Annotated in this window: 26 protein-coding genes; 13 read left to right on the top strand and 13 right to left on the bottom strand. The window is 63.2% G+C overall.

Annotated elements, in window-relative coordinates:
• Positions 1-370 precede the first annotated feature (370 nt).
• On the top strand, positions 371-1060 hold the full coding sequence (locus tag CIT26_RS28640) for a DUF805 domain-containing protein (RefSeq protein WP_095495650.1): 690 nt from the start codon (positions 371-373) through the stop codon (positions 1058-1060).
• Positions 1061-1119: 59 nt separating this feature from the next.
• Here CIT26_RS28640 and leuB read toward each other — a convergent pair whose 3' ends face one another.
• The 3 genes from leuB to CIT26_RS28620 form a co-directional block, all read right to left on the bottom strand.
• Positions 1120-2223 carry a 3-isopropylmalate dehydrogenase gene (gene leuB, locus CIT26_RS28635; protein WP_095495649.1) on the bottom strand — a complete coding sequence of 368 codons (1104 nt, stop codon included), beginning with the start codon at positions 2221-2223 and terminating at the stop codon, positions 1120-1122.
• Positions 2224-2455: 232 nt separating this feature from the next.
• Complete coding sequence (locus tag CIT26_RS28625) at positions 2456-2839, bottom strand: RidA family protein (RefSeq protein ID WP_095495647.1); 384 nt, start codon at positions 2837-2839, stop codon at positions 2456-2458.
• Between the two features lie 698 nt (positions 2840-3537).
• Positions 3538-4761, bottom strand: a complete 1224-nt coding sequence (locus CIT26_RS28620; RefSeq protein WP_095495646.1) for an argininosuccinate synthase — start codon at positions 4759-4761, stop codon at positions 3538-3540.
• Positions 4762-5040: 279 nt separating this feature from the next.
• Here CIT26_RS28620 and CIT26_RS28615 point away from each other — a divergent pair, with 279 nt between their 5' ends.
• On the top strand, positions 5041-5682 hold the full coding sequence (locus CIT26_RS28615; RefSeq protein ID WP_095495645.1) for a LysE family translocator: 642 nt from the start codon (positions 5041-5043) through the stop codon (positions 5680-5682).
• On the opposite strand, the gene CIT26_RS28610 is transcribed toward CIT26_RS28615, so the two are convergent.
• The 5 genes from CIT26_RS28610 to CIT26_RS28590 form a co-directional block, all read right to left on the bottom strand.
• The gene (locus tag CIT26_RS28610; protein ID WP_095495644.1) at positions 5654-6139 is read right to left on the bottom strand and encodes a hypothetical protein; all 486 of its coding nucleotides are present in this window, start codon (positions 6137-6139) and stop codon (positions 5654-5656) included. The genes CIT26_RS28615 and CIT26_RS28610 overlap by 29 nt on opposite strands.
• Positions 6136-7371: a dual-specificity RNA methyltransferase RlmN gene (gene rlmN, locus CIT26_RS28605; RefSeq protein ID WP_095495643.1), complete on the bottom strand. Its 1236-nt coding sequence runs from the start codon at positions 7369-7371 to the stop codon at positions 6136-6138. The genes CIT26_RS28610 and rlmN overlap by 4 nt, the downstream gene beginning before the upstream one ends.
• Positions 7372-7682: 311 nt before the next feature.
• Positions 7683-8186: an invasion associated locus B family protein gene (locus tag CIT26_RS28600; protein ID WP_023803328.1), complete on the bottom strand. Its 504-nt coding sequence runs from the start codon at positions 8184-8186 to the stop codon at positions 7683-7685.
• A gap of 235 nt (positions 8187-8421) precedes the next feature.
• Positions 8422-8784 carry a YkvA family protein gene (locus CIT26_RS28595; protein ID WP_095495642.1) on the bottom strand — a complete coding sequence of 121 codons (363 nt, stop codon included), beginning with the start codon at positions 8782-8784 and terminating at the stop codon, positions 8422-8424.
• Positions 8785-8943: 159 nt separating this feature from the next.
• On the bottom strand, positions 8944-9240 hold the full coding sequence (locus tag CIT26_RS28590; protein WP_095495641.1) for a 4a-hydroxytetrahydrobiopterin dehydratase: 297 nt from the start codon (positions 9238-9240) through the stop codon (positions 8944-8946).
• Between the two features lie 52 nt (positions 9241-9292).
• On the opposite strand from CIT26_RS28590, the gene CIT26_RS28585 reads away from it, so the two are divergent.
• On the top strand, positions 9293-9811 hold the full coding sequence (locus CIT26_RS28585; RefSeq protein ID WP_095495640.1) for a low molecular weight protein-tyrosine-phosphatase: 519 nt from the start codon (positions 9293-9295) through the stop codon (positions 9809-9811).
• On the opposite strand, the gene thpR is transcribed toward CIT26_RS28585, so the two are convergent.
• Positions 9715-10311 (bottom strand): RNA 2',3'-cyclic phosphodiesterase, encoded by a 597-nt coding sequence (thpR, locus tag CIT26_RS28580; RefSeq protein ID WP_095495639.1) that lies wholly within the window; start codon positions 10309-10311, stop codon positions 9715-9717. The genes CIT26_RS28585 and thpR overlap by 97 nt on opposite strands.
• Positions 10312-10446: 135 nt before the next feature.
• Positions 10447-11088 (bottom strand): arylesterase, encoded by a 642-nt coding sequence (locus CIT26_RS28575; RefSeq protein WP_095495638.1) that lies wholly within the window; start codon positions 11086-11088, stop codon positions 10447-10449.
• An 85-nt stretch (positions 11089-11173) separates the two neighbouring features.
• Here CIT26_RS28575 and CIT26_RS28570 point away from each other — a divergent pair, with 85 nt between their 5' ends.
• The 4 genes from CIT26_RS28570 to CIT26_RS28555 all read left to right on the top strand — a co-directional run bounded on the left by CIT26_RS28570 (position 11174) and on the right by CIT26_RS28555 (position 16391).
• Positions 11174-11869, top strand: coding sequence for an ABC transporter ATP-binding protein (locus CIT26_RS28570; RefSeq protein ID WP_095495637.1), 696 nt, complete (start codon positions 11174-11176; stop codon positions 11867-11869).
• 223 nt (positions 11870-12092) lie between these two features.
• Positions 12093-14591, top strand: a complete 2499-nt coding sequence (locus tag CIT26_RS28565; RefSeq protein ID WP_245319600.1) for an ABC transporter permease — start codon at positions 12093-12095, stop codon at positions 14589-14591.
• 241 nt (positions 14592-14832) lie between these two features.
• Positions 14833-15612 carry a Bax inhibitor-1/YccA family protein gene (locus CIT26_RS28560; RefSeq protein WP_095495795.1) on the top strand — a complete coding sequence of 260 codons (780 nt, stop codon included), beginning with the start codon at positions 14833-14835 and terminating at the stop codon, positions 15610-15612.
• A 209-nt stretch (positions 15613-15821) separates the two neighbouring features.
• Positions 15822-16391: a GNAT family N-acetyltransferase gene (locus CIT26_RS28555; RefSeq protein ID WP_095495635.1), complete on the top strand. Its 570-nt coding sequence runs from the start codon at positions 15822-15824 to the stop codon at positions 16389-16391.
• 4 nt (positions 16392-16395) lie between these two features.
• On the opposite strand, the gene CIT26_RS28550 is transcribed toward CIT26_RS28555, so the two are convergent.
• Both CIT26_RS28550 and CIT26_RS28545 read right to left on the bottom strand, forming a co-directional pair.
• The gene (locus CIT26_RS28550) at positions 16396-16782 is read right to left on the bottom strand and encodes a DUF2794 domain-containing protein (RefSeq protein WP_023803338.1); all 387 of its coding nucleotides are present in this window, start codon (positions 16780-16782) and stop codon (positions 16396-16398) included.
• A gap of 509 nt (positions 16783-17291) precedes the next feature.
• Positions 17292-18110, bottom strand: a complete 819-nt coding sequence (locus CIT26_RS28545) for a DUF1223 domain-containing protein (protein WP_095495634.1) — start codon at positions 18108-18110, stop codon at positions 17292-17294.
• A gap of 178 nt (positions 18111-18288) precedes the next feature.
• Here CIT26_RS28545 and CIT26_RS28540 point away from each other — a divergent pair, with 178 nt between their 5' ends.
• Positions 18289-18975 carry a ceramidase domain-containing protein gene (locus CIT26_RS28540; RefSeq protein ID WP_095495633.1) on the top strand — a complete coding sequence of 229 codons (687 nt, stop codon included), beginning with the start codon at positions 18289-18291 and terminating at the stop codon, positions 18973-18975.
• A 79-nt stretch (positions 18976-19054) separates the two neighbouring features.
• On the opposite strand, the gene acnA is transcribed toward CIT26_RS28540, so the two are convergent.
• Positions 19055-21745 (bottom strand): aconitate hydratase AcnA, encoded by a 2691-nt coding sequence (acnA, locus tag CIT26_RS28535; RefSeq protein WP_095495632.1) that lies wholly within the window; start codon positions 21743-21745, stop codon positions 19055-19057.
• Positions 21746-22030: 285 nt separating this feature from the next.
• On the opposite strand from acnA, the gene ccmA reads away from it, so the two are divergent.
• The 5 genes from ccmA (at position 22031) to CIT26_RS28510 (ending at position 25297) form a co-directional block, all read left to right on the top strand.
• A complete protein-coding gene (ccmA, locus tag CIT26_RS28530; protein ID WP_095495631.1) occupies positions 22031-22639 on the top strand; it encodes a heme ABC exporter ATP-binding protein CcmA in 609 nt (202 codons plus the stop codon).
• 52 nt (positions 22640-22691) lie between these two features.
• A complete protein-coding gene (ccmB, locus tag CIT26_RS28525) occupies positions 22692-23357 on the top strand; it encodes a heme exporter protein CcmB (RefSeq protein WP_095495630.1) in 666 nt (221 codons plus the stop codon).
• 137 nt (positions 23358-23494) lie between these two features.
• On the top strand, positions 23495-23662 hold the full coding sequence (gene ccmD / locus CIT26_RS28520) for a heme exporter protein CcmD (protein ID WP_095495629.1): 168 nt from the start codon (positions 23495-23497) through the stop codon (positions 23660-23662).
• Complete coding sequence (locus CIT26_RS28515) at positions 23659-24237, top strand: DsbE family thiol:disulfide interchange protein (RefSeq protein WP_095495628.1); 579 nt, start codon at positions 23659-23661, stop codon at positions 24235-24237. Before ccmD ends, CIT26_RS28515 begins: the two co-directional genes overlap by 4 nt.
• 16 nt (positions 24238-24253) lie before the next feature.
• Positions 24254-25297 carry a DUF2332 domain-containing protein gene (locus CIT26_RS28510; RefSeq protein WP_095495627.1) on the top strand — a complete coding sequence of 348 codons (1044 nt, stop codon included), beginning with the start codon at positions 24254-24256 and terminating at the stop codon, positions 25295-25297.
• The last annotated feature ends 73 nt before the right edge of the window (positions 25298-25370 follow it).

The following is a 25370-nucleotide window of genomic DNA, read 5'->3' as shown; positions in this document are numbered from 1 at the left end:
CTTGTCATGGTCTGCAAGGGGCTGTCTTTCGGCAAGGCAATCGATTCAGGTCTGCGCCGCCCCTCATCCGCCTGCCGGCACCTTCTCCCCGTAAACGGGGAGAAGCCCGCTGGCCGCAGCCTCGGCGTTCTTTCCGCGACGCCCGCGATTGGCGAGACCGGCGATGACAGCGCACTTCTCCCCGTCACTATACGGGGAGAAGTGCCCGGCAGGGCGATGAGGGGTGGCGCAGACTTCGACGATTGGTCGTCTCCAACACGAGTGGGGCGCTATCTTTTGTCTGAAGCGATGCTCCCCCATTTCCGCGCACGCACCCCTTGCGGTCTGCCGCAACTTTGAACAGTCTGGCCAGCGGGGCGAGGGGCAGGACATGCGCGGCGAAGTGCTTCACTATGACGAGGACCACGGCTTCGGTTTCATCACCGGAGCCGACGGCAACCGCTACACGTTCGCGCGCGAGGATCTGCGCCGAGAGGCGTCGATGGCCAGGGGCACGGTTATCGAGTTCCAGCCGGCCGGCGGACGGGCACGCGACGTTTTTTCGATCCGTGCCCAGGCTGCCAGTCCGCCTGCCGCAACCGCCGCCCCGACTCAGGCCGGCAATGCGCCCGGGGCGCCGCAACATTTCGGCCGGTCCGCTGAAAGTCGTCCCGCCGCGGCTACCGGATTGTGGGATTATTTCTGGCGGGGCCTGACTGAAAATTACTTCAACTTCGCCGGTCGTGCCCGCCGCAAGGAATATTGGGGCTTTTGCCTGTTCTGGACGATCGCGCTGATTGTGGTCTTAGGCATTGGCCTCTTCATCGACGACGCCATGGGCAATATTGACGAATTGCCGGCAGTGACGGTCGGTCTTTGCGGTACGTTTGTGCTGGCGACGATCCCGTCATGGATCGGACTGAACGTGCGTCGCTTGCACGACATCGGCCTGACCGGCTGGCTTTTTCTGGCGGTGCTCATCCCAACCATCGGCTGGCTGATCATCCTGGTCTTCGCGCTGATCCCAACGCAGGCCCGTGAAAACCAGTGGGGTCCGGTGCCGGCGGGCGTCAGGGCCTAGCTGCTCGACACAGTGATCTTGTGGGGCTGGAAGGCGGGCGGACGTCGACCGCCACAGGCTCAGCCCAGGAACCTGGCGATGATCGCGTCGCCCATCTCAGCGGTGCCGACCTCGGTCATCCCAGGGGAAAGAATATCCCTGGTGCGCAAGCCCAGGTCGAGCACGGCGGCGATGGCGCTTTCCAGGCGGTCGGCCTCGGCCACCATGCCGAAGGAATAGCGCATGCACATGGCGAAGGAGGCGATCATGGCGATCGGGTTGGCGATGCCCTTGCCGGCGATATCCGGCGCCGAACCGTGCACCGGCTCATAGAGCGCCTTGCGCTTTTTCGTCCTGGCATCCGGCGCGCCGAGCGACGCCGACGGCAGCATGCCGATCGAGCCGGTCAGCATGGCGGCGATGTCGGACAGCATGTCGCCGAACAGATTGTCGGTGACGATGACGTCGAATTGTTTCGGCCAGCGCACCAGCTGCATGCCGCCGGCATCGGCCAGCATGTGATCGAGCTTGACGTCGGCATATCTGGCTTTGTGCGTCTGCGTGACGACTTCGTTCCACAGCACGCCCGACTTCATCACATTGCGTTTTTCCATCGAGGTGACGTGGTTCTTGCGTGTCCGCGCCAATTCGAAGGCGACGCCCGAGATGCGCTCGATCTCGAACGTGTCGTAGACCTGCGTGTCGATCCCGCGCTTCTGGCCATTGCCGAGATCGATGATCTGCTTGGGCTCGCCGAAATAAACGCCGCCGGTGAGTTCGCGCACGATCAGAATGTCGAGCCCTTCGACCACCTCCTGCTTGAGCGAGGACGACGCCGCCAGCGCCGGATAGCAAATGGCGGGCCTGAGATTGGCGAACAGCTCCATGTCCTTGCGCAGCCGCAGCAGTCCGGCCTCCGGGCGCACCTCATACGGCACCGCATCCCATTTCGGCCCGCCGACGGCGCCGAACAGCACCGCGTCAGCGGCCATCGCCTTGGCCATGTCGGCATCGGAAATCGCCGCGCCATGCGCGTCATAGGCGCAGCCGCCGACCAGCCCCTCATCGGTGATAAAACCGCTGTCGAGCTTGACGTTCATGGCGGCGATCAGCTTCTTCACCTCGGCCATCGCCTCGGGGCCGATGCCGTCGCCGGCGAGCAGGAGAAGATTTTTCGAAGCCATCCGGAACCGTCCTAAACTGTGGCGCATGAAATCGGAATCGATTTCGGAAAGGATCATGCGCAGAACTATAATTCGACGGCGTCCTTTGCGCGTCCAAAAGGACGCGCGGCGCTGTCGAGAGCCGCGGCCTTGCTAAACGCCAAGTGGCTCACGCGCAAGCTTTTGGTTCAGAGCATCTTTGTCGATCCTCGCGCCTCGACAAGGCGCGCAAGCTTCTGCACCGCCGTCGAACTCAGGACGTGCGCTTGAGTGCCGTCACTTCGATCTCGATCTTCATTTCCGGCTTGTTGAGCTGACAGACGATCATCGTCGCCGCCGGCTTGATGTCACCAAAGGCCTCGCCGAGGATCGGAAAGACGATGTCGACGAAAGCCGCGTCGGTGATGTAGTAATGCGCCCGCACCACATCGGCCATCTCAAAGCCGCCATCCTGCAGCGCCTTGGCGATCGTCGCCAGGCAATTGCGCGCCTGCGCCTCGACCGTCTCCGGCATCGACATGGTCGCATAGTCGTAGCCGGTCGTTCCGGATACGAAACACCAGTCGCCCTGTACCACGGCACGCGAATAACCGGCGGTCTTCTCGAAGGGCGAGCCGGTGGAGATCAGTTTTCGCATGGTTCCCTCGCATATTCCTAAGGCGATATTGAGCTGAAGAAGTGCCTTCCCGCCATGGGCCAGGCGGGGTGGATCGACAGTGCAAAACCGTTATAGGCCGGCCCTGCATTCGATCTGCGCAGCGACGTCGAGCGAGGCTCGAACTCCTCCGCAAGGCCCACCCGAAAGGCCAGCGGAACAGGCATCGGCCAACGCAGTGGTCTCCGTCCCGGAAAGCCGACCGGCAGCCAACTCGATAGTTTTCGGCGGCGAATTCAGTGGCAGGTCGCAAGGACCTTCGAGATTGGCCGAAACATCCTTCGTCATCCCAGGGCGGAGCAAGGAGCGCAGCGACGCGGCGCAGACCCTGGGATTGCCTGGCGGCAGTGCTCCTGCGGACCGAACGCTACCACCCCGTTCCGCGAAAAAAGCTCGACCCATTCTGGATTGGTCTTCTCGATCAGTTCGATGTTCCATTGGCGCCGTTGCGGATACAGGCACCGTTCTGAGCCGCTGCATTCTTCGCTGATGTCACGGAATGGATCCCAGGGTCTGCGCTCCGCTTCGCGTCGCTCCGCCCTAGGATGACGAAGGCGTGGTGGCCTGTGGCTAATCGCAGACGCTGGAGATTGGCGGCTGGGGGTAGGCGGCCGCCAACGACCGCCTTAGTCCTTTCTGACTCAGTCAAAGAGCCAAATCCCTCTGTACAGAGAAACTGGCTAGCTTTTTCGACTACGCGCCGCCAGCGTCCGCAACCTTAGCGCGTTGAGGCGGATGAAGCCTTCGGCGTCTTTCTGATCGTAGGCGCCACGATCGTCCTCAAAGGTGACCAGCGCGTCGGAATAGAGCGTCTTCTTCGACTTGCGGCCGGTGACGATGACGTTGCCCTTGTAGAGCTTCAGCCGCACCGTGCCTTCGACATCTTCCTGGCTCTTGTCGATCATCGCCTGCAGCATCAGGCGCTCGGGCGCGAACCAGAAGCCGTTGTAGATCAGCTCGGCATAGCGCGGCATGAACTCGTCCTTGAGGTGGGCGGCGCCACGATCGAGCGTGATCGATTCGATCGCCCGGTGGGCGGATATCAGGATGGTGCCGCCGGGGGTCTCGTAGACGCCGCGCGATTTCATGCCGACGAAACGGTTCTCGACAAGGTCGAGCCGGCCGATGCCGTTGTCGCGGCCGAGATCGTTGAGCGCCGCCAGCATCGTCGCCGGCGACAGTTTTTTGCCGTCGAGAGCGATCGGATCGCCTTTCAGGAATTCGATCTCGATCTCGGTGACCTTGTCCGGCGCGTCCATCGGCGAGATGGTGCGCTGGTGGACGAATTCCGGCGGCTCGCTCCACGGGTCTTCCAGCACTTTGCCTTCGGAAGACGAATGCAGCAGGTTGGCGTCGACCGAAAACGGCGCATCGCCCTTCTTGTCCTTCGGCACCGGAATCTGATGCTGCTCGGCGAAGTTGATCAGGTCGGTGCGCGACTTGAACGACCAGTCGCGCCATGGCGCGATGACCTTGATGTCGGGGTTGAGCGCATAGGCCGAGAGCTCGAAACGGACCTGGTCGTTGCCCTTGCCGGTCGCACCATGCGCAATCGCATCGGCGCCGGTCTCCCTGGCGATCTCGACCAGGTGCTTGGAGATCAGCGGTCGCGCGATCGAGGTGCCGAGCAAATAGGTGCCTTCATATACGGCATTGGCGCGGAACATCGGAAAGACGAAGTCGGAAACGAACTCCTCGCGCACATCCATGATGCGGATGTCCTTGATGCCCATCATCTCGGCCTTGCGCCGGGCCGGCTCCAGCTCGCCGCCCTGGCCGAGATCGGCGGTGAAGGTGACCACCTCGGCGCCAAGCTCGGTCTGCAGCCATTTCAGGATGATGGAAGTGTCGAGGCCACCGGAATAGGCGAGCACGACCTTCTTGACGGCTTTTGCTTTTGACATGCTGGGGGACATATTGGCGGTTCCGCGACAAGGGTTCTCGCCGGGCGAGGTATCACGGGCTTTCCGGGCTGCGCAAGAGGCGAACGGAGTTCAGGCCGTCGGTGAAGCTGCCGATCTCCCCGCAAGCGGGAGATCGGATGTCGCTGCGGCCTTCGCCAACTACCAACGGCGCCGACATCGAACTTTCGACCCGGCTGGATCAGACGCTTTGCTAGCGAGAAGCTGGCGCCGGCTTGGCGCCTGCGCTATAGGCTCCACCTGTTTATCCAGGGCCCGCCCATGTCCTTCATTCCCGATACCACAACGCTGATCCAGTTCGCCATCGCCACCGTGATCCTGGCGATCACACCCGGGCCTGATATGACGCTGTTCGTGTCGCGCACGCTGAGCCATGGCCGCGCCACCGGCTTTGCCTCGATGGCGGGCGCACTGTGCGGCACGCTGGTCCACACCACGCTGGTCGTGGTCGGCATCTCGGCGCTGATCGTCGCCTCGCCGATGTCCTTCCTGGCCTTGAAGATTTTCGGCGCCGGCTATCTCGTTTTCCTGGCCTGGCAGGCGATCACCAGGGGGTCGGCGTTTTCACCGGAGAAGAAGACCGGGCCTGAGATTTCGCTGTTCCGCGCCTGGGCGGCGGGGCTCGGTGTCAATCTGCTCAACCCGAAGATCATCCTGTTCTTCATGACCTTCCTGCCGCAGTTCGTCTCCGCGCATGATCCGAACGCGCCCGGAAAGCTGTTCTTCCTCGGCGCGATGTTCGTCGTTTTGTCGATCCCGGTAACAGCGCCGATGGTTTTTGCAGCAGAAAAATTCTCGGCGGCGATGAAGACCAGCCCGCGTGTGACGCGCGTCGTCGACTATCTGTTCGCCGGGGTGTTTTCGGCCTTCGCGCTCAAGATCCTGACCGCCCAGGCGAAGTAGGCGCGGACCTTCCGGCTTGGCGCCAGCTTCCGGCCGAGCGCCCGGCGCCCAGCCAGTAGAAAATGCCGCCGACCATGCCGCAGCCGATCACGGCAGCGACGACGCGCGGATCGGTGATCTCGAAATTGGCATCGGCGGTCTGGTAGACGAAGCCGAGGAAGACCGCCGCGACCACAGCGCCCGCCAGCGCATAGAACAGCCAGTCGCGCCGTCCGAGGATTTCCGAGACGAGGATGGCGATGGCTGCCGGCATGAAGGCAAAATAGGCGACGAACAGCGCAACGAAAGGGATAGAAAAATACAGCGAAGCAGTCGCCGTAGGGTGCGCGTGCTCCGGCGTGTAGCCCAACGACGCCAGAAACATGATATTGAGGAAGGCGCTGGCCGCCAGCGAGGCAATGCCATAGCCGATCAGGATGACGGCGAAGCGAATGAGATAGGCGACAAGGCGGGTCACGCCTCGCCGTGCCCCGCGATCATCATTGCTTCCAGCGCCAGCCGGTCGACCTTGCGCATGCGCTCGGAGTCCGACTTGAGCTGGCCGCAGGCCGCGAGGATGTCGCGGCCGCGCGGCGTGCGGATCGGCGAGGCATAGCCGGCATTGTTGATGTAGTCGGCGAATTTCTCGATCGTCTCCCAGTCCGAGCACTGGTAGTTGGTGCCCGGCCACGGATTGAACGGGATCAGATTGATCTTGGCTGGAATGCCCTTGAGCAGCTTGATAAGCCCCTTGGCGTCCTCGATCGAATCGTTGACGTCCTTCAGCATCACATATTCGAAGGTGATACGCCGGGCATTCGACAGGCCGGGATAGGCGCGGCAGGCGGCGATCAGCTCTTTCAACGGATATTTCTTGTTGATCGGCACTAAAAGGTCGCGCAAATCGTCATTGGTGGCGTGCAGCGAGATAGCCAGCATGACGCCGATCTCCTCGCCGGTGCGGAAGATTTCCGGCACGACGCCGGAAGTCGACAGCGTGATGCGTCTTTTCGACAGGGAAAGTCCATCGCCGTCCGACGCGATCAGCAGCGCCTTCTTCACCGCCTCGAAGTTGTAGAGCGGTTCGCCCATGCCCATCATGACGACGTTGGACACTTTCCGGCCCTCGGCCGGCACGATGGCGCCATCGGGTGTGTCGCGGTCGGGGAAATCGCCGAGCCGGTCGCGGGCGGTCAAAAGCTGGGCGAGAATTTCCTCGGCGGTGAGATTGCGCACCAGCTTCTGCGTGCCGGTGTGGCAGAAGGAGCAGGTCAGCGTGCAGCCGACCTGCGACGAGATGCAGAGCGTGCCGCGGCCCTCTTCGGGAATGTAGACGGTCTCGATCTCGACCGGCCGGCCGGCGCCGCGCGGCGGAAAACGAAACAGCCATTTGCGCGTGCCGTCGGAGGAAATCTGCTCCTCGACGATCTCGGGCCTGGCGACGGTGAAATGCTTGTCGAGCTCGGCGCGCAGATCCTTGGAGATGTTGAACATGCCGGCAAAGTCGGAGACGCCGCGCACATACATCCAGTGCCAGAGCTGCTGGGCGCGCATCTTGGCCTGGCGCTCCGGCACGATGCCTGATGCAACCAGGGCAGCGCCAAGCTCGGCCCGGGTCAGGCCGATCAGCGACGGTTTTTCGGCCGGCGTGGCGCGGGCGCGCAACGCGTCACGGGCGCCTTCGGCGGTGAGGTCGAATGAAAGGGTCATTGTTGCGCCAATATAAGCGATTTGCGGCCGATTACAGCATCGTGCTGGAAATGAAGCGCGGCGCATAGCACAGGTTGACGGCGGAGTCATGCAGGGGCGATCTTTACCTTCTCCCCTTGTGGGAGAAGGTGGATCGGCGCGCAGCGCCGAGACGGAAGAGCGGTGTTGGAAGAAATGAGGCGTTGGCCTCGCGGAGCCTGTCCTCGGGCTTGCCGGAGGCAAGACCCGTGGGCGAGGCCACCTTCTCCCACAAGGGGAGAAGGGAGAGCCGCGCCAGGCACGGCCCGGCCCTTACTCAAACTCCGCTTCGCCTATTTGCACTTGGCGATGGACGACAGCGCCGCCGAAATGCCTTTCAGCGAAAAGACATAGGTGGTGGTGTTGCCGCGGCCGGACTTCGCCTGCACCTTCATGTCGCTGCCGGTTTTCATCGCGGCGATCAGAACCGGCTCCTCGGCGGCGTTCTCGACCCAGGCCGACTTGCCGCGGGTGAACATCGAAAAGCTCTTGCCGTCGATGGTGACGGTGGCCTTGGAGTTTTCCTGGAAATTGTAGCCGGCGATGAATTGCGGCTCGTAGGAGACCTGCTGTCCCGGCCGCTGGCTGACGAAGAAGAACATATCGCCATGGTCAAGCGTCGGCGGCTGCTTGTCGGTCGGCACGGTCAACACATAGCAAACCTTGCCGCCCGACGCCTGGTAGCTGTAGGTGCCCCAGGCATTGTGCTGGCCGATCTTGGTCGCCGACTGCGCCAGAGCCGGCGCTGTCATGGCCACCAGTGCCAGGCTCGAAATTGTAGCAATCAATCCGCGCATCGCTTTTCCCATATATGGTGCGGAGGCAGGCCGGCTCGGCGTCCTGCCCGTCGCTTCATTTTGATTTAATCTGGGTTACCAAACGGTGAATTTCCCTTGGGAAAAGGACATCCACCCCAGGAAACCGCCGCCATCCTTGCGTCCGTCGCTCTAAAAGCGGCAGTTGCAACGTCCCTTTCGCGACTTGGAGGCCACGAAAGCGGCAAGAGTTTGACTTTTCTGCCTTATCGCCGGCTCAGCTGTTGTCGGCAATCGCCTGCTTGGCGGCGAGCCGATGCGCTGATGTGATGTGGGCTTTGACGGTGGTGATCGCGGCGGTCAGCACCGCGATGTCGTCGGTAAAGCCCAGTCCGAAGACGAAGTCGGGGATGACGTCCGTCGGCAGCACGAAATAGCCGAGCGCCGCCACCAGGATGCCCTTGGCGCGCAGTGGTGTGTTCTTGTCCATGGCGCAGTAGTAGGCGGCGACCAGCTCTTCCATGAACGGGATCTGCCGGGCAGCCCTCTTGGCCGTGCGCCAGAATTTCTCGCGCACTTCGCTCTCCTCGCCCGGCTTGCCGCTCAAGCCGAAGAAATCAAAACCTGATTTTTGCGCCATCAGTCTCTCCTAACGAGGCTACGCATGTCGTTCCACGCGCGCCTGCCAGCGGAAAATGTGGTGAAAGCAGTGCCCCACTACAAGATGCCGCTGTCTCGACGCAGCGATTCTGACAGCTTGGAAAGGACCGGCAGCGAACGTCGAAGGAAACCAGCGAGTTCAACCGCCGAAATAGCGGTCCATCCTCTTGGCCAGTTCGAAATCGAGCGCCGTCAGGCCGCCGGCATCATGGGTGTTCAGCGTCACGTTCACGGTCTTGTAGACATTCGACCAGTCAGGGTGATGGTCCATCTTCTCCGCCGCCAGGGCGACACGGGTCATGAAGGCGAAGGCTTCGGAAAAATTCCTGAAGGTGAAGGTGCGAGCGATCGAGCCGCCGTCCCTGGCCAGCGACCAGCCGTCGAGCCCGGCCAGCGCCTCGGCGACCGCCTCCTTGCTCAGTTTCTCTCTCGTCATAGCCGTTTCCCGTGCTATCTGGATTCGCAGTCTTCAGCATAGTGCCGGATCGATGAGCGCAAAGCCGATAAAATCCATTCTTTTCGTCTGTCTCGGCAATATCTGCCGGTCGCCATTGGCGGAGGGCGTGTTGCGCGCCGTCCTGGCGGAGCGCGGTCTCGATCGGGATATCCTGCTTGATTCGGCCGGAACCAGCGACTGGGAAGCCGGTTCGGCGCCCGACCCGCGCTCGATGTCGATCGCAGAGCGGCACGGCATCGATATTTCCAGACAGCGGGCGCGCAAGCTGACGCCGGACGATTTTTCGCGTTTCGAACTCATTCTCGCCATGGACCGATCGAATCTCCGGGATCTGAAAGCGCTGGTGCCTGCCGCCATGCGCGACCGTGTCCATCTGTTCCTGGAGTTCGCGGAGGGAAGGATGAGCGACGTGCCGGACCCCTATCACGAGGGGCCGGAGGCGTTTGTCTCGGTCTACCGCATGATCCGCGAAGCGTCGGAGGCGCTGGCGACGCGGCTCGAGGCACGGCTGTCGGCGCCCGACAGCGGCCAGGCCTCCTCGACGATGTAGGGTCCGCCGCCGACCGAATCGCGCGACGACATCAGGACGAAGCGGCTGACGCGGAAGGGCAGCGTCGAAAAATTGCCGCGTGCCGAAAGATACTGGGCGACATCGAGCGGGCTCGAATTGCGTAAGCGGGCCAGGGTCACATGCGGCATGAACTTGCGCGGATCAGCGGGGATGCCGAGCCGCTGGCAGATGCGCTCGATCTCGGCTTGCAGTGACGAAAGGTCGGGCGAGGCGGAGACGCCGGCCCACACCGCATGCGGTTTCTTCTGGCCGAAGGCGCCGACGCCGGACAGCGTCAGCGGGAAGGATGGGCGGTGGACACGGTCGAGCGCGTTGGCGATCTCGTCGGCGACATGGCCCTCGACATCGCCGATGAAGCGCAGCGTCAAATGGTAGTTCTCGACGTCGATCCAGCGGGCCCCGGGCAGGCCGCCCCGGAGCAGGGACAGCGAAAGGGCGGCGTCACGCGGTATTTCGAGGGCGGTGAAAAGACGCGGCATGGCAAGCCTCCTGTCCTCGAATCGAACTCTTGTCGCTAGCGAATCATCGATAATCGAGCGGGGCAAGTGGTTTGTTGGTCGCAGGCCCGCCTAAATTCAAACCGCCCTGCGCAACGCTTAGCCTCATCCAGTCCTTCAAGAGTTGCCCTTAACCACGGCAATGGCCTTTTCGACATCCGGCAGAATGCGCTCGACCATAAGCTCGACGCCTTGCGCATTCGGGTGCAGACCGTCGAGCTGCAAGGCGGGCTCGCCGGCGACGCCGTCGAGAAAGAACGGATAGAGCGGAACACCGTATTTTTCCGCCAGTTTCGGAAAGATCGCGTCAAAGCCGTTCTGATAGTCGGCGCCGAGATTGGGTGCGGCGCGCATGCCGGCCAGCAGCACGGCGATCTTGCGCTGCTTCAGCTTCGCCAGCATGGCGTCCAGATTCTTTTGCGTGATGGCGGGAGAAACGCCGCGCAGCATGTCGTTGGCGCCGAGCTCGAGGATGACGAGCTGAGTGCCGTCCGGCACCGACCAGTCGAGCCGCGACAGGCCGCCACTCGACGTATCACCGGAGACACCGGCATTGGCGACGGTCACATCGTGGCCCTTGGCGCGAAGTGCTGCCTCAAGTTTTTGGGTGAAGCCCTCATCTGGTCCGAGGCCAAAGCCCGCCATCAGGCTGTCGCCAAAACCGACGATCTTGAAGGGCTCGGCGCGCGCCGACGAAATGGCGCCGCAAAATCCGAGGAAAAGGATGAAGGCTGCGGCAAGTGTGTGTTTGAAAGCCATGCGGCAGGCCCCATATGACGAATGACATTTTGTTGGCGGCAGGCAGAATTCCAGCCTCCCCTCTCCCATATAGGACGATTTTATTTTGACAGAAGCCGTCATCGCGCTGAAAGACGTATCGCTGACGCTCGGCGAAGGAGCGTCTTCCGTTCATGTGCTGAAAAGTGTCAGCCTCGATGTGGCTGATGGCGAGGCGACCGGCATCGTCGGGCCGTCGGGCTCGGGAAAGTCGACGCTGCTCATGGTGTTGGCCGGCTTGGAAAGGGTCGATTCGGGTACGGTACGAATTGCCGGCGAATTGCTGAACGGCAAGAGCGAAGATCGGATTGCATCGTTTCGGGGACGAAACATTGGCATCGTCTTCCAGTCCTTCCACCTCATTCCCAATATGACGGCGCTCGAAAATGTCGCAGTGCCGCTGGAACTTGCCGGCCATACCGATCCGTTCGGGGTGGCGGCGCGGGAGCTGGAGGCGGTGGGCTTGAGTGACCGCATCACCCACTATCCCGGCGAATTGTCCGGCGGCGAACAGCAGCGTGTGGCGATCGCCCGGGCGCTGGCGCCGTCGCCGCGCATCCTGATCGCCGACGAGCCGACCGGCAATCTCGACCAGACCACGGGACGGCAGGTCGCCGATCTTCTGTTCGCCAAGGCGGCCGAGCGCGGCATGACGCTGGTGCTGGTCACCCACGATCCGGCGCTTGCCGCACGCTGCTCCCGGCAGGTATCGATGCGGTCGGGCCGGATCGAGGACGCCCCATTGCTTAAAGTGACGGCGTAGCGCAATGGCTGACAAGATCCCCTCATCCGGCCCTTCGGGCCACCTTCTCCCCGGCGGGGAGAAGAGGCTGGCGCCGGCGTTGGCGACCTCTTCTCAGCTCGGGAAGAAGGTGGACGCCCACGGGTCTTGCCTTCGGCAAGCCAGAGGACAGGCTCCGCGGCCGGATGAAGCGGCCACTTGGGCGCGCACCTTTTCACTCGCCTTCCGCTTTTCGCTGCGCGAGATGCGCGGCGGGCTGTCCGGCTTCCTGATCTTCCTTGCCTGCATCGCGCTTGGCGTCGCGGCGATCGGTGGCGTCAATTCGGTGGCCCGGGCGATTACCGCCGGTGTCGCCAACGAAGGCCAGTCGCTGCTCGGCGGCGATCTTCGTTTCCAGCTCAATCAGCGCGCCGCGACACAAGCCGAGCGCGTCTTTCTTGACGGGCTGGGCACGGTCTCGCACAGCGCCAACATGCGTTCGATGGCGCGGCTCGAGGACGGTTCCGATCAGGCGCTGGTCGAGGCCAAGGCGGTCGATGGAGCCTATCCGCTCTATGGTGCGCTGGAGACCGAGCCGGTGCTGTCGAAGCAGGAACTGTTCGGCGAAAAATCCGGTGTTTTTGGCGCCGCCGCACCCGACCTCTTGTTCGAGCGGCTGAACCTTGGGATCGGTGACCGGCTGAAGCTGGGCAGCGCCACCTTCGAACTGCGCGCCAGGCTCGTCAACGAGCCGGACGCGGTATCCGACGGCTTCGGCTTTGCGCCGCGGCTGATGATCTCGACGGACGGGCTTGCCGCTTCCGGTTTGATCCAGCCCGGCAGCCTGGTCGAGAACGCCTACAAGGTCCGCCTGCCCGGCGGCACCGGCGAGGCGCGCATAAAAGCCATTCAGGATCAGGCGGCGGAGGATTTTCCCGAGTCCGGCTGGTCGATCCGCACGCGCAGCAACGCAGCACCGGCGTTGTCCTCCAACATCGAACGGTTTTCGCAGTTCCTGACGCTGGTTGGGCTGACGGCGCTGGTGGTCGGCGGCGTCGGCGTCGCCAATGCGGTGCGCGCCTATCTCGACGGCAAGCGCGGCGTCATCGCCACCTTCAAGAGCCTAGGCGCTTCGGGCGGTTTCGTCTTTACCGTCTATCTGGTGCAGATACTGATGATCGCCGCGCTCGGCATCACGGTCGGCCTTGGGCTTGGCGCGCTGATGCCGTTTGCGGCGAGCGCGGTACTCCAGTCGGTCATTCCGGTGCCGGCGGAAGGTGGGTTCTATCCCGGCGCACTCGGCATGGCGGCGCTGTTCGGGCTGCTGGTGACGCTGGCTTTCGCCTTGCTGCCGCTCGGCCGTGCGCGCGACGTGCCGGCGACGGCGCTGTTTCGCGAAATGGGTTTTGAGGGCCGCGGTTTTCCGCGCCCGCTCTACACGGCGGCGGCGCTCGGCATCGCGTTGCTCCTGGCGGCGCTGGCCATTCTGTTTTCCGGCGACCGCTATATCGCCTCGATCTTCGTCGGCGCCACCATTTTTGCTTTCCTGGTGCTGCGCATCGTTGGCGCGCTGGTGCAGTGGGCCGCCAAAAAGAGCCCGCGCGTTGGCTCGACGGTGCTCAGGCTCGCCATCGGCAACATCCATCGGCCAGGTGCCTTGACGCCGTCGGTGGTGCTGTCGCTGGGGCTGGGATTGACGCTTCTGGTGACGCTGGCGCTGATCGACGGCAATCTCAGGCGGCAGATTTCCGGCAGCCTGCCGGAACAGGCGCCGAACTTCTTCTTCGTCGATATCCAGAGCAGCGACGTCGACGCGTTCTCAGCGCTGGTCGGCAGGCAAGCGCCGAAGGGCACGCTGGTCAAGGTGCCGATGCTGCGCGGCCGGGTGATGGCGCTGAACGGCGTCGACGTCGACAAGGCTAGGGTTGCGCCGGAAGGGGCCTGGGTGCTGCGCGGCGATCGCGGGCTGACCTACGAGGCCAGTATTCCCGCGAATGCGACGCTGACCGAAGGCACCTGGTGGCCGGACAACTATGCCGGCGAGCCGCTGGTGTCGTTTTCGGCCGAGGAAGGCGCAGAGATCGGGCTGAAGCTTGGCGACACCATCACCGTCAACGTGCTTGGCCGCAACGTGACGGCGAAGATCGCCAATTTCCGCCAGGTCGAATGGGAGACGATGGGCATCAATTTCGTCATGGTGTTCTCGCCCAGCACGTTTGCCGGCGCGCCGCATAGCTGGCTGGCGACACTGAACGACAAGGGCGCGTCGCCGGCCGACGATGCCCGTCTTCTCAACGCCGTCACCCGTGCCTTTCCGGCGGTGACGACGGTCAGGGTCAAGGACGCGCTCGACATCGTCAACCGGCTGGTGGCGCAACTCGGCACCGCGATCAGGGCTGCGGCCGGCGTGGCGCTGATTGCCTCGGTGCTGGTGCTGGCCGGCGCGCTGGCCGCCGGCAACCGCGCCCGCATCCACGATGCAGTGGTGCTGAAGACGCTGGGCGCCACCAGGAAGACGCTGATCGCGGCCTTTTCGCTGGAATACATGCTGATCGGCCTCGCCACCGCGATCTTCGCGCTGGCGGCAGGCGGGGTTGCCGCGTGGTTCGTTGTCGCCCGCGTCATGACGCTGCCATCGCATTTCATGCCTGATGTGGCAGTGGCAACCATCGCCTTTGCGCTGGTGGTCACGGTCGGCATTGGCCTCGCCGGCACCTGGCGGGTGCTGGGCCACAAGGCGGCGCCGGTGCTGCGCAATCTCTGATCTGCAGGCATCTGCAGGCTCAACGCGACCAGGATTCGGTTAAATCTTGTTAATGTTGGGCTTCGGAAGGCCGATAAATCCGGATTTTCGTGCCTTCACGAAGCATTACGCTCGGTTACGGTCTTGTTCTTGACGCCAATAACCATCATATTTCGCCGCAGGCATGCTGGAGCCCCGCCAGCGGCGCCTCGGTCCGAATGGACCTGCCACCGGACGGGGCAGAAGCAATATGAGGATTTCCATGGCTGAACCCGTTCGCAATTATCAGACGCGTGCCGTGCCCGGCGCCGGCGTCGATGCTGCTATCGACCAGGGCCTGCGCGCCTATATGATCAAGGTCTACAATCTGATGGGGCTTGGCCTCCTCATCACCGGCCTCGCCGCGGTCGGCACGATCATGCTGGCCACCACCACCGACCCGGCTTCGGCGGTCGCCACGCTGCCGAATGGCGACATGCTGACCTCCTTCGGCTACGCGATCTTTGGTTCGCCGCTGAAATGGCTGGTGATCTTTGCCCCGCTGGCAGCGGTGATGTTCCTGTCGTTCCGTGTCCAGTCGATGAGCGTTTCGGCCGCGCAGACGACGTTCTGGGTCTATGCCGGCCTCGTCGGCCTGTCTCTGTCGTCGATCTTCCTGGTCTACACCACCGCCAGTATCTCGCAGACCTTCTTCGCCACCGCCGCCGCCTTTGGCGGACTGTCGCTCTACGGCTACACGACCAAGCGCGACCTTTCCGCGTTCGGTTCGTTCCTGGTCATGGGCCTGGTTGGTCTGATCATCGCGATGGTGATCAACATCTTCCTGCAGTCGTCGGCGCTTTCCTTCGCCGTTTCGGCGATCGGCGTGCTGATCTTCGCGGGTCTCACCGCCTACGATACGCAGAACATCAAGGAGATGTATTTCGAGGGCGACGAGACTGATGTCGCCGGCCGCAAGGCGATCATGGGCGCTCTGAGGCTCTATCTCGACTTCATCAACCTGTTCATGTTCCTGCTGCAGTTCATGGGCGACCGCCGCTAGAGCCTGATTCATCCCGATAAAGTCGGGATGGAGCTCTATCTTTTTGTTTGACCATGATCTTTTCCGAAAACCGGTTCCCAGTTTTCGGGATCATGGTTTAAGGCAAGTCCCTGGACCAGCGAGTTTGGAAAGGGCGGCCCAACGGCCGCCCTTTTCTTCTGCCCCGGTCTTTGATGAAATGGCCGGCAGATGATTGACGTGCATAAATTATGAGCAGCATCACAATACGCGCCGCGACTTCGGCCGATCTCGATCGGATCACGGATATCTATGCCGACGCGGTGACCCATGGCACGGCGAGCTACGAGCTGGAACCACCTGATCGCGCCGAGATGGGCCAACGCTTCGACAGTTTGATAGCGGGCGGCTTTCCCTATCTGGTGGCGGAAAAAGACGGCATCGTGCTCGGCTATGCCTATGCCGGTCCCTTCCGAGCGCGGCCTGCGTACCGCTTTGTCGTCGAGGACTCTGTTTATGTCGCGCCCGAGGCCAAGGGCCATGGCATCGGGCTCAAGCTGATGCAAGGGCTGATCGAGGCGGCCAAGGCGGCGGGCTTCCGCCAGATCATCGCGGTAATCGGCGACGGTCGGCCGGACAGTGCCTCGGTGCGGCTGCATGAAAAGCTCGGCTTTCGTCATTCGGGCCGCCTGGAAGGCTCTGGCTACAAGCACGGACGCTGGCTCGACACGGTGTTCATGCAACTGCCGATCAATGACGGAGCTCTGGTTCCGCCCGATCCCAACTCGTTGCCGGAACGGAGATTCCGCCAGCAGCAATAAGTGGTTAGGCCTCGACCAGTTTCAGCGTGCGGTCGAAGACGCCGAGCACGCGGCCAAGTTCCTGGCCGCGCTTGAGAATACGGCCGCCGGCGGCAATGACGGCGAATGCGCCTTGCCGGCGCGCCAGCTTCGGATCCTTGACGATCTGGAACAGCGGCACCTCGCTGGTGCGACGGAAGACGGAAAAGACGGCGCGGTCGGCAAGATGGTCGATGGCGTAGTCGCGCCATTCATTGGCGGCGACCATGCGCCCGTAAAGCCTCAGGATCTGGTCCAATTCACGCCGGTCGAACCGCACCGGCTGGTCGAGGCGTTCGCGTCTTGCCTCATGCAGCGGGATCAGTATTGCGGATGCGTCCCCATCCTCCGTCCCGCTGCCGTGATCAGTCATGCCTCGATCCCTTCGAATGAATCTTACGCCAACCAAAGTTGGCGCTTTCGCCGTGGAATTGCAAGCCCAGCCGAACAAAGGCGGCGCCGCACCGTTTCCCCGGTGTCCAGTCACGTTTATAAAAACGCCCGTTGGAATTGGTGATGCTTCGCCACAATTCTGCCTTCTTTTATCCGCGCTAATGCCCCAATGTCCGACGAATTTACGGGTGTTGCCTGAGACGGTTCGGTCCGGCACTGGCTCGTAAACCCCAAGCCCCCCGCCCACGGGTCTGCGTCGGATCGAACCAACCTCGGTTTTTCCTTGGGAAAAATCGGGTGCGACGATCCCAAAACCTAAATGACCGGCGTCAGAAGCAAGCTGACGTCGGTTTTTTAATGCCTGGGTGGAATGGACGGCTAGAGCGCTTTGCGTTTTGGTGGCGCCAAAACTGCGCTCTCTTATTATTTAACGCATTTGTTATTTAACGCATTTTGTCGGACGCCAACGAAGAGTTTGGCTGCAAAATGCTACGGCCGAGAATGCGCAGCCGGTAAAGGCTTGTGGATTAAGGCGGCGCCCAGAATGGGACCCGGCAGGCCGTCCTTGCCCACCGATTGCAGCAGCACGGCGCAGCCGCCTTTCTTGGAAATCACGCTCATCGGCAATTCGTAGCGCTGCGCCTTGCCGTGCCACATGCCGGCGGTCTGGATGCCGGAGACGGCGTTCCAGTAAGTCATGCTGCGGCCGGTGTTTTCGCCCTTGCCGATCTTGATCGTCTGCGGCGGGTCGAAATAGACGATGACGACATGGGCATCGCTGGGGCCGGTCCCGGCATCGCCGGCGTCGATGATGACGCGGTCGCTGGTCCGGCTAACCTTGATGCTGACCCGCATGCCTTCGCCGGATCTTTCCATGCGGGCGAGCGCGCCGTCGACTTCCTTGCGGCGGGCGCCGTTGACATGGCTGCGGCCATTGATGACGGCCTGCGGCGTATAGACCGAGCGGCTGCCGAAGGCACGCATATACTCATACTGCCGCTCGGTGTTCTCCTTGCGACTCAGCGTGTCCTTCCAACCGAGATAATCCCAGTAGTCGACATGATAGGCGAGCGCGACGATGTTCTCCTTGGTGGCAAGCTCGGCGAAGAATTCATCGGCCGGCAGGCAGGAACTGCAACCCTGGCTGGTGAATAGCTCGACCACGCCCAAGGGCTGATCAGTCGAGGCTTTGTCAGCCTGGGGCTTGTCGGCCTCGCCGGCAAGCGCATTGCCGGCAAGTCCAGCGCCGGCAAACACCGAGAGGGCCAGCGCCAATGCCGCAAGCCGCAATGGTCTTCGAGGTGTCATAGCCGTTTCGACTCCCGCCGTTGATGGCCGGCTTTATTCTGATTGGCGAAATATGTGGCAGAAGCGGCAGTCAACGGGAAGTCACGTTGCGGTGAAATTTTACCGCTGTAACCAACTGCAAGGGCGCAATAGGACGGGCTACACTTCAGGGTAGATACCGATTCGGGCGACAATCAGCATGTGGCAAACTCTCCTGACGCCGGTCGACCTGTACTGCGAGCGGGTCGGGCCGGAGCTCTGGGCCGAGCCGGTCAACGCACTGACCAATCTGGCTTTTCTTGTCGCCGGGCTGTGGGGTGTCCGGGAGGTGCGCCGGCGTGGCACCGGCATCTTCGCCGAAGTGCTGGCCTGGTGGGTGGTGGCGATCGGCATCGGCTCGGCGCTGTTCCACACCTTTGCCAATCATGGCACGGTCTGGGCCGACGTGCTGCCGATCGCCGGGTTCACGCTGGCCTACACGCTGTTCAACCTGCGCCGTTTCCTCGGCATGAAATGGGGCAAGGCGGTCGCCATCTTCGTCGCCTTCTATGCCGTCACCGGGTTGTTGACCTGGGCCGTGCCGGACTGGCTGCGCCAGGCATCGAACGGCACGACCGGCTATCTGCCGCCCTTCCTGGCGCTCGCCTTCTTCGGCGTCATAGTGGCGGCGAGCGGCAACCGCGCCGGCTGGTACAATCTGGCGGGCTCGGCGATCTTCGTCGTGTCGGTCATCTTCAGGATGATCGATCCGCTGGTCTGCGGCAGCTTCCCGCTCGGCACGCATTTCCTGTGGCACATCCTCAACGGACTGATGCTCGGTGTGCTGCTGGCGGCGGCGGCGCGCTTCGGGGCGCCGAAGTTAGGGCAGCGGGGAGTAGGGCAGTAGGGCAGTAGGGAATAGGACGAGGCAGTGGAGGCGATTTTCCCCTACTGCCTTACTGCCCTACTCCCGTACTCCCCTCTCTCTATGCGGCTAGATCGCGCAGCACATATTGCAGGATGCCGCCGTTTTTGAAGTAGTCGAGCTCGTCCAGCGTATCGATGCGGCAGATGATCGGAATGTTCTTCACCGTGCCGTCGCCATAGGTGATTTTCGCGACCATCTTCTGGCGCGGCTTGATGGCGCTTAGTCCGTCGATCTCGACCAGTTCGTCGCCCTTGAGGTTGAGCGAGGCCCATGAGGTGCCCTGCTCGAAGACGAAGGGGATGACCCCCATGCCGACCAGGTTCGAGCGGTGGATGCGCTCGAACGACTGAGCGATGACGGCGCGAACACCCAACAGGTTGGTGCCCTTGGCCGCCCAGTCGCGCGACGAGCCGTTGCCGTATTCGACACCGGCGAAGATGACCAGCGGCACGCCTTCCTTCTTGTACTCCATGGCGGCGTCGTAGATCGATCTCTCTTCCTTCGACGGATAGTGGATGGTGTAGCCGCCTTCGCGGCCGTTCTCACCCAGCATGTGGTTGCGGATGCGGATGTTGGCGAAGGTACCGCGCATCATCACCTCGTGATTGCCACGCCGCGTGCCGTACTGGTTGAAGTCGGCGACGCCGACGCCATGGTCGGTAAGATACTTGCCGGCCGGAGATGCCGCCTTGATCGAGCCGGCCGGAGAGATGTGGTCGGTCGTGATCTTGTCGCCGAACAGGCCGAGCACGCGGGCGCCCTTGATGTCGCCGACTGTGCCGAAGCCTGATGTCATGCCGGCGAAGTAGGGCGGGTTCTGCACATAGGTCGAATGGTCGTCCCAGGCGTAGGTCTGGCCTTCCGGCGCCTTGACGTTCTGCCAGTATTCGTCGCCCTTGAAGACGTCGGCATATTTGCGGGCGAACAGTTCGCGCGTCACGTTCTTCTCGATGAACTCCTGGATCTCGACCGAGCTCGGCCAGATGTCCCGGAGGTAGACCGGGTTGCCGTCACGGTCCTCGCCGAGCGGCTCGGTGGTCAGATCCTTGGTCACGGTCCCGGCCAGCGCGTGGGCGACGACCAGCGGCGGCGAAGCGAGGTAGTTCGCCTGCACGTCGGGCGAGACGCGGCCTTCGAAATTGCGGTTGCCGGACAGCACCGCGGCAGCAATCAAGCCCTTGTCGTTGATGGTCTTGGAGATCGGCGCCGGCAACGGGCCGGAATTGCCGATGCAGGTGGTGCAGCCGAAGCCGACCAGGTTGAAGCCGATCTGGTCGAGTTCCTTCTGCAGGCCGGACTTCTCCAGATATTCGGCGACGACCTGGCTGCCCGGCGCCAGCGATGTCTTGACCCACGGCTTCTGCTTGAGCCCGAGTCGGTTGGCGTTGCGCGCCAGCAGCCCGGCGCCGATCAGCACGCTCGGGTTCGAGGTGTTGGTGCAGGAGGTGATGGCGGCGATCACGACATCGCCATGGCCGAGATCATAATTGGTGCCTTCGACGGCGTAGCGCTTGTCGATTTCGGCGGCCTTCCGGTATTCGGTCTCCATCGCCTTGGCAAAGCCGTCCGGAATGCCTTCAAGTGCTACGCGGCCTTCCGGACGCTTGGGGCCGGCCATCGACGGCACGACGTCGCCGAGATCGAGCTCGAGCAGGTCGGTGAAGACCGGGTCGGCTGAGCCGGTATCGCGCCACATGCCTTGCGCCTTGGCGTATGCCTCGACCAGCGCGATGCGGTTTTCCTCGCGGCCCGACATGGTGAGGTAGCGGATGGTTTCGCCATCGACGGGGAAGAAGCCGCAGGTGGCGCCATATTCGGGCGCCATGTTGCCGATGGTGGCGCGGTCGGCCAGCGTCATGTTGGACAGACCCGGACCGAAGAACTCGACGAACTTGCCGACGACGCCCTTCTTGCGCAGCATCTGGGTGACGGTGAGCACGAGATCGGTGGCAGTGACGCCTTCCCTCAGTCTGCCGGTGAGGCGGAAGCCGATGACTTCGGGCAACAGCATGGAGACGGGCTGGCCGAGCATCGCGGCCTCGGCCTCGATGCCGCCGACGCCCCAGCCGAGCACGCCAAGGCCGTTGATCATGGTGGTGTGCGAATCGGTGCCGACGCAGGTGTCGGGATAGGCTGTGGTTTCGCCGCCTTCAGTGTTGGTCCACACGACCTGGCCGAGATATTCGAGATTGACCTGGTGGCAGATGCCGGTGCCGGGCGGCACGACGCGGAAATTGCGGAAGGCCTGCTGGCCCCATTTCAGGAACTTGTAGCGCTCCTCGTTGCGCTCGTACTCAAGCTCGACATTCCTGGCGAAAGCCAGCGGCGTGCCGAACTCATCGACGATGACCGAGTGGTCGATGACCAGGTCGACCGGCACCAGCGGATTGATCTTTTGCGGGTCGCCGCCGAGCGAAGCCATGGCGTCGCGCATGGCGGCCAGGTCGACCACGGCCGGAACGCCGGTAAAATCCTGCATCAGCACACGGGCCGGGCGATAGGCAATCTCGACGCCGGCGGTGCCCCTGTCGGTCAGCCAGCCGGCGACCGCCTGGATGCTCTCCTTGGTGACGGAACGGCCGTCCTCGTTGCGCAGCAGGTTCTCCAGCAGCACCTTCATTGAATAGGGCAACTGGCCGATGCCGGTGAGGCCGTTCTTCTCGGCCTCGATGAGGTCGTAATAGACATAGTCGGCGCCGCCTGCGGTCAGCGTGCGGCGGCAATTGAAACTATCGAGGGATTTTGACACGTGCGATCCGTCCTTGTCTGTTCAGCCTGAAAGGGAACGGACGCCGATGGCATGCAATCACGCGCAAAGGTGCGGGTACGGCCATTTCCGCTGTCCGTTCCCAGCCAACCCGAGCCGTTCAAGGCGGCGCGTGCGCTGGTTCGGCGCTAATTCGATTCCCGTGCCGACCGCTGGCACGGATGACCCGGATATAGAGAATTTCCTGGAATAGTTCTAGACAGTCGAAAGGCTATTTTGTGCGATGCGGCAGCTGCCGTGGCGCGATGTTTTCGGGACGGGCAAGGAATGCGACTGATCGCCGAAAATCTGGGCGGCGAACGCGGCGGCGAGACGATTTTTTCCGGCATCGGTTTTGCCCTGGAAAAAGGCCAGGCGCTGATCGTCACCGGGCCGAACGGCGCGGGGAAATCGACGCTGCTCAGGGTAGTCGCCGGGCTGCTGCCGGTGGCGGCAGGCCGTTTGCTTGTCGAAGGCGGCGGCGAGGATTTTCCGTCGGTCGCCTCGGCCTGCCATTATCTCGGCCACCAGAACGCGATGAAGACGGCGCTGAGCGTGGCGGAAAATCTGCGCTTCTGGCGCGATTTTTTGGGCGCGGATTTTTTGAGCGCTGAAAAGGCGCTGGAAACGGTCGGGCTTGATGGTATCGGCCATCTGCCGTTCGGCTATCTCTCCACCGGGCAACGCCGCCGCGCGGCGATCGCAAAATTGCTGGTCAGCCGGCGACCGCTGTGGCTGCTCGACGAGCCGACGGCCGGGCTGGACAAGGCTTCGGAAGAGCGATTCGCCCGATTGATGACGCAGCATTGCGGAGAAGGCGGGATCATCATTGCGGCAACGCATTTGCCGTTGGGGCTCGAGGGGGCACAAGCGCTGGTGATGGGGGAGGCAGTTTGATGTCGGTGCTCCACGGCGCCCCCCTCTGTCTTGGGCAAAGGCATCTCACACCATGCTAGCCCTCTTCCTGCGCGATATCCGCCTGAGTATCCGGGCCGGCGGCGGGGCGCTGACCGGCGTGATCTTCTTTCTCGCGGTGATCGCCACGATCCCCTTCGGCGTCGGACCGGACCTCAATCTGCTCGCCCGAATCGGCCCGGCGATCCTGTGGATCGGCGCCTTGCTCGCTTGCCTGCTCGGTCTCGACCGATTGTTCCAGGCCGACCGGGAGGACGGCTCGCTCGATCTGCTGGTGCTCGGCGACGACCGGCAGATGCTGGCGCTGACGGTGCTGACGAAATGCCTGGCGCATTGGGCGGGAAGCGTGCTGCCGCTGGTCATCGCGGCACCCTTGCTGGGCCTGTTCATGAACATGGAGCCGATCGGCATCGGCGCCACCGCGCTGACCCTTCTGGTCGGCACGCCGGCGATCACCTTCATCGGCGCTGCCGGCGCGGCGGTGGCGGTGGCGCTGCCGCGTGGCGGGCTGCTCATCTCGGTGCTGGTGCTGCCGCTGACCATTCCGGTGCTGATCTTCGGCGTCTCGGCAAGCTATGGCGCGGTGGCCAACCCCGATCCGTTCCTGCAGCCTTTCCTCATTCTCGCCGCGCTGACCTTGTTTCTTGCCGTGCTGGGGCCGGTTGCGGCAGCGCTGGCGCTGCGTCATGGGGCGGACTAAATTAGACGGCCGCCTGACGTCAAAGGCTGCGGCGCTGCTGTCGATTGCGAAGCCGATGGCGCAAGGTTAAGGGAAGGCATGTTCGAACGAAGCGGAATGGTCCGGTTGAAAGTTTTTGCGCCGGCGGAGCTACCCATATGAGCGTACACGCCCTTTATGTGACCGCTGCCTATGCCATCACGGCCGTGGTGCTGGCCGGGCTGATCGGCTGGATACTGTTCGACCAGCGTACACGCAAGAGGGACCTCGCCGAGCTCGAAGCGTCCGGCGTGCGGCGGCGCTCCGACAAGGCGGGGAAATCATGAGCATGGAGACGGAAACGCCCGCGCGCGGGCGGCGCCTGATCGTGCTGTTGCCGTTGCTGATTTTCCTCGGGCTGGCGGGGCTGTTCCTGACGCAGCTGTTGTCCGGTCGCGACACTTCGAAAGTGCCATCGGCGCTGATCGGCCTGCCGGCGCCGCAGACCAATCTGCCGGCGCTGGAGGGCATGAATTTGCCGGGGCTCGATTCCAAGCAGTTCGCCGGCAAGGTCACGCTGGTCAACGTCTTCGCGTCGTGGTGCGGGCCATGCCGCGACGAACATCCGGTGCTGCTGGCGTTGTCGCAGGACAAGCGCTTCGTCATCGCCGCGCTCAACTACAAGGACCAGCCGGAAAACGCCCGCCGGTTCCTCGGCGATCTCGGCAACCCGTTCCAGGCGATCGGCGTCGACGCGGCGGGGCGCGCGGCGATCGACTGGGGCGTCTACGGCGTGCCGGAAACCTTCGTCGTCGGCAAGGACGGCAAGATCGCCTACAAGCATGTCGGCCCGCTGACGCCAGGCTCGGCGCAGACGCTGCTTTTGCCGGAGATCGAGAAGGCGCTGGCCGCTCCGGGCTGAGACACCGGAAAACGCGATGGACGAACGAGACATCCGCGATCATCTTCTGGCTCAGGCGAAAGCCTGCGATGGACTTGGCTCGCCCTTCACCGCGAATTTATGCCGTGCGCTGGCCAAGGTTCTCGACGCAAACACCAGGGCCGGGCAGGCGGTGCTCGGCTGGCCGGGCGACGCGCGCGCCGACGGCCTCGCATTGCGGCTCTGCGGCGCGCTGCATGCGTTGGTCCTGACGGGTGCCAGTGAGCGGCTGGCACTGATCTATCCGCCCAACCAGACAAGCGAATCCGAGATCGCGGCGGTGCTGCCGGAGGTAATTGCGCGGTCCGACGATCAGATCATCGCCGGCCTCGCCGGCGCGCCGCAGACCAATGAAATCGCCCGGTCGGCGATGCTGCTGCCTGGATTTCTGACGGTGGCGCGGGAAACCGGCCTGCCGCTGGATCTGTGCGAGATCGGCGCCAGCGCCGGGCTCAATCTCCTGTTCGACAGCTTTCACTACCGCTACGTCGATGCCGAGTGGGGAGACCCGGCCTCCCCCGTCCGGTTGGCGCCGGAGGTGCGCGGCCTCGCTGTGCCGCTTGGTGGAGCGATCGACGTCCGCCATCGCGCCGGCTGCGACATCGCGCCGATCGATGTCGCCGACGCAGCGGCGCGCTTACGGCTTCGGTCTTACGTCTGGGCCGATCAGGCAGCGCGGCTGGCCCGGCTCGACGCCGCGCTGTCACTTGCCGAAAAGTTTCCACCGCTGCTTGTCAAAGCGGACGCGGCGGATTTTGTCGAGAAGGCACTGGCCACGCGGCAGCAGGGCGGCACCTTCGTGCTCTATCATTCGACCATGTGGCAATACCTGCCGCGGGCGACCAAGGATGCGATCACCGCCACCCTGGAGCAGGCGGGCAGACAGGCCACGGCCGCTGCGCCTATCGCAAGGCTGAGGATGGAGCCGCGCGATCCCACAAAGGAGTGGGCGGTACTCAGCCTCACTCTATGGCCCGGCGGCGAGACACGCCGCCTGGCCCATTGCGATTACCACGGCCGCTGGATCGAATGGATCGGCTAAGCCGATCAAACAGTTCTGGTTGCGCATGGTCTCGTCCGAAAAGTCTGCAACTTTTTGCTGCGTTGACCTTCGG

This window comes from Mesorhizobium temperatum, from assembly GCF_002284575.1.
In the GTDB taxonomy this organism is placed as follows: Bacteria; Pseudomonadota; Alphaproteobacteria; order Rhizobiales; family Rhizobiaceae; genus Mesorhizobium; species Mesorhizobium temperatum.
The sequence above is the reverse complement of the archived record's forward strand: the minus strand, read 5'-3'. Positions and strand labels throughout refer to the sequence as shown.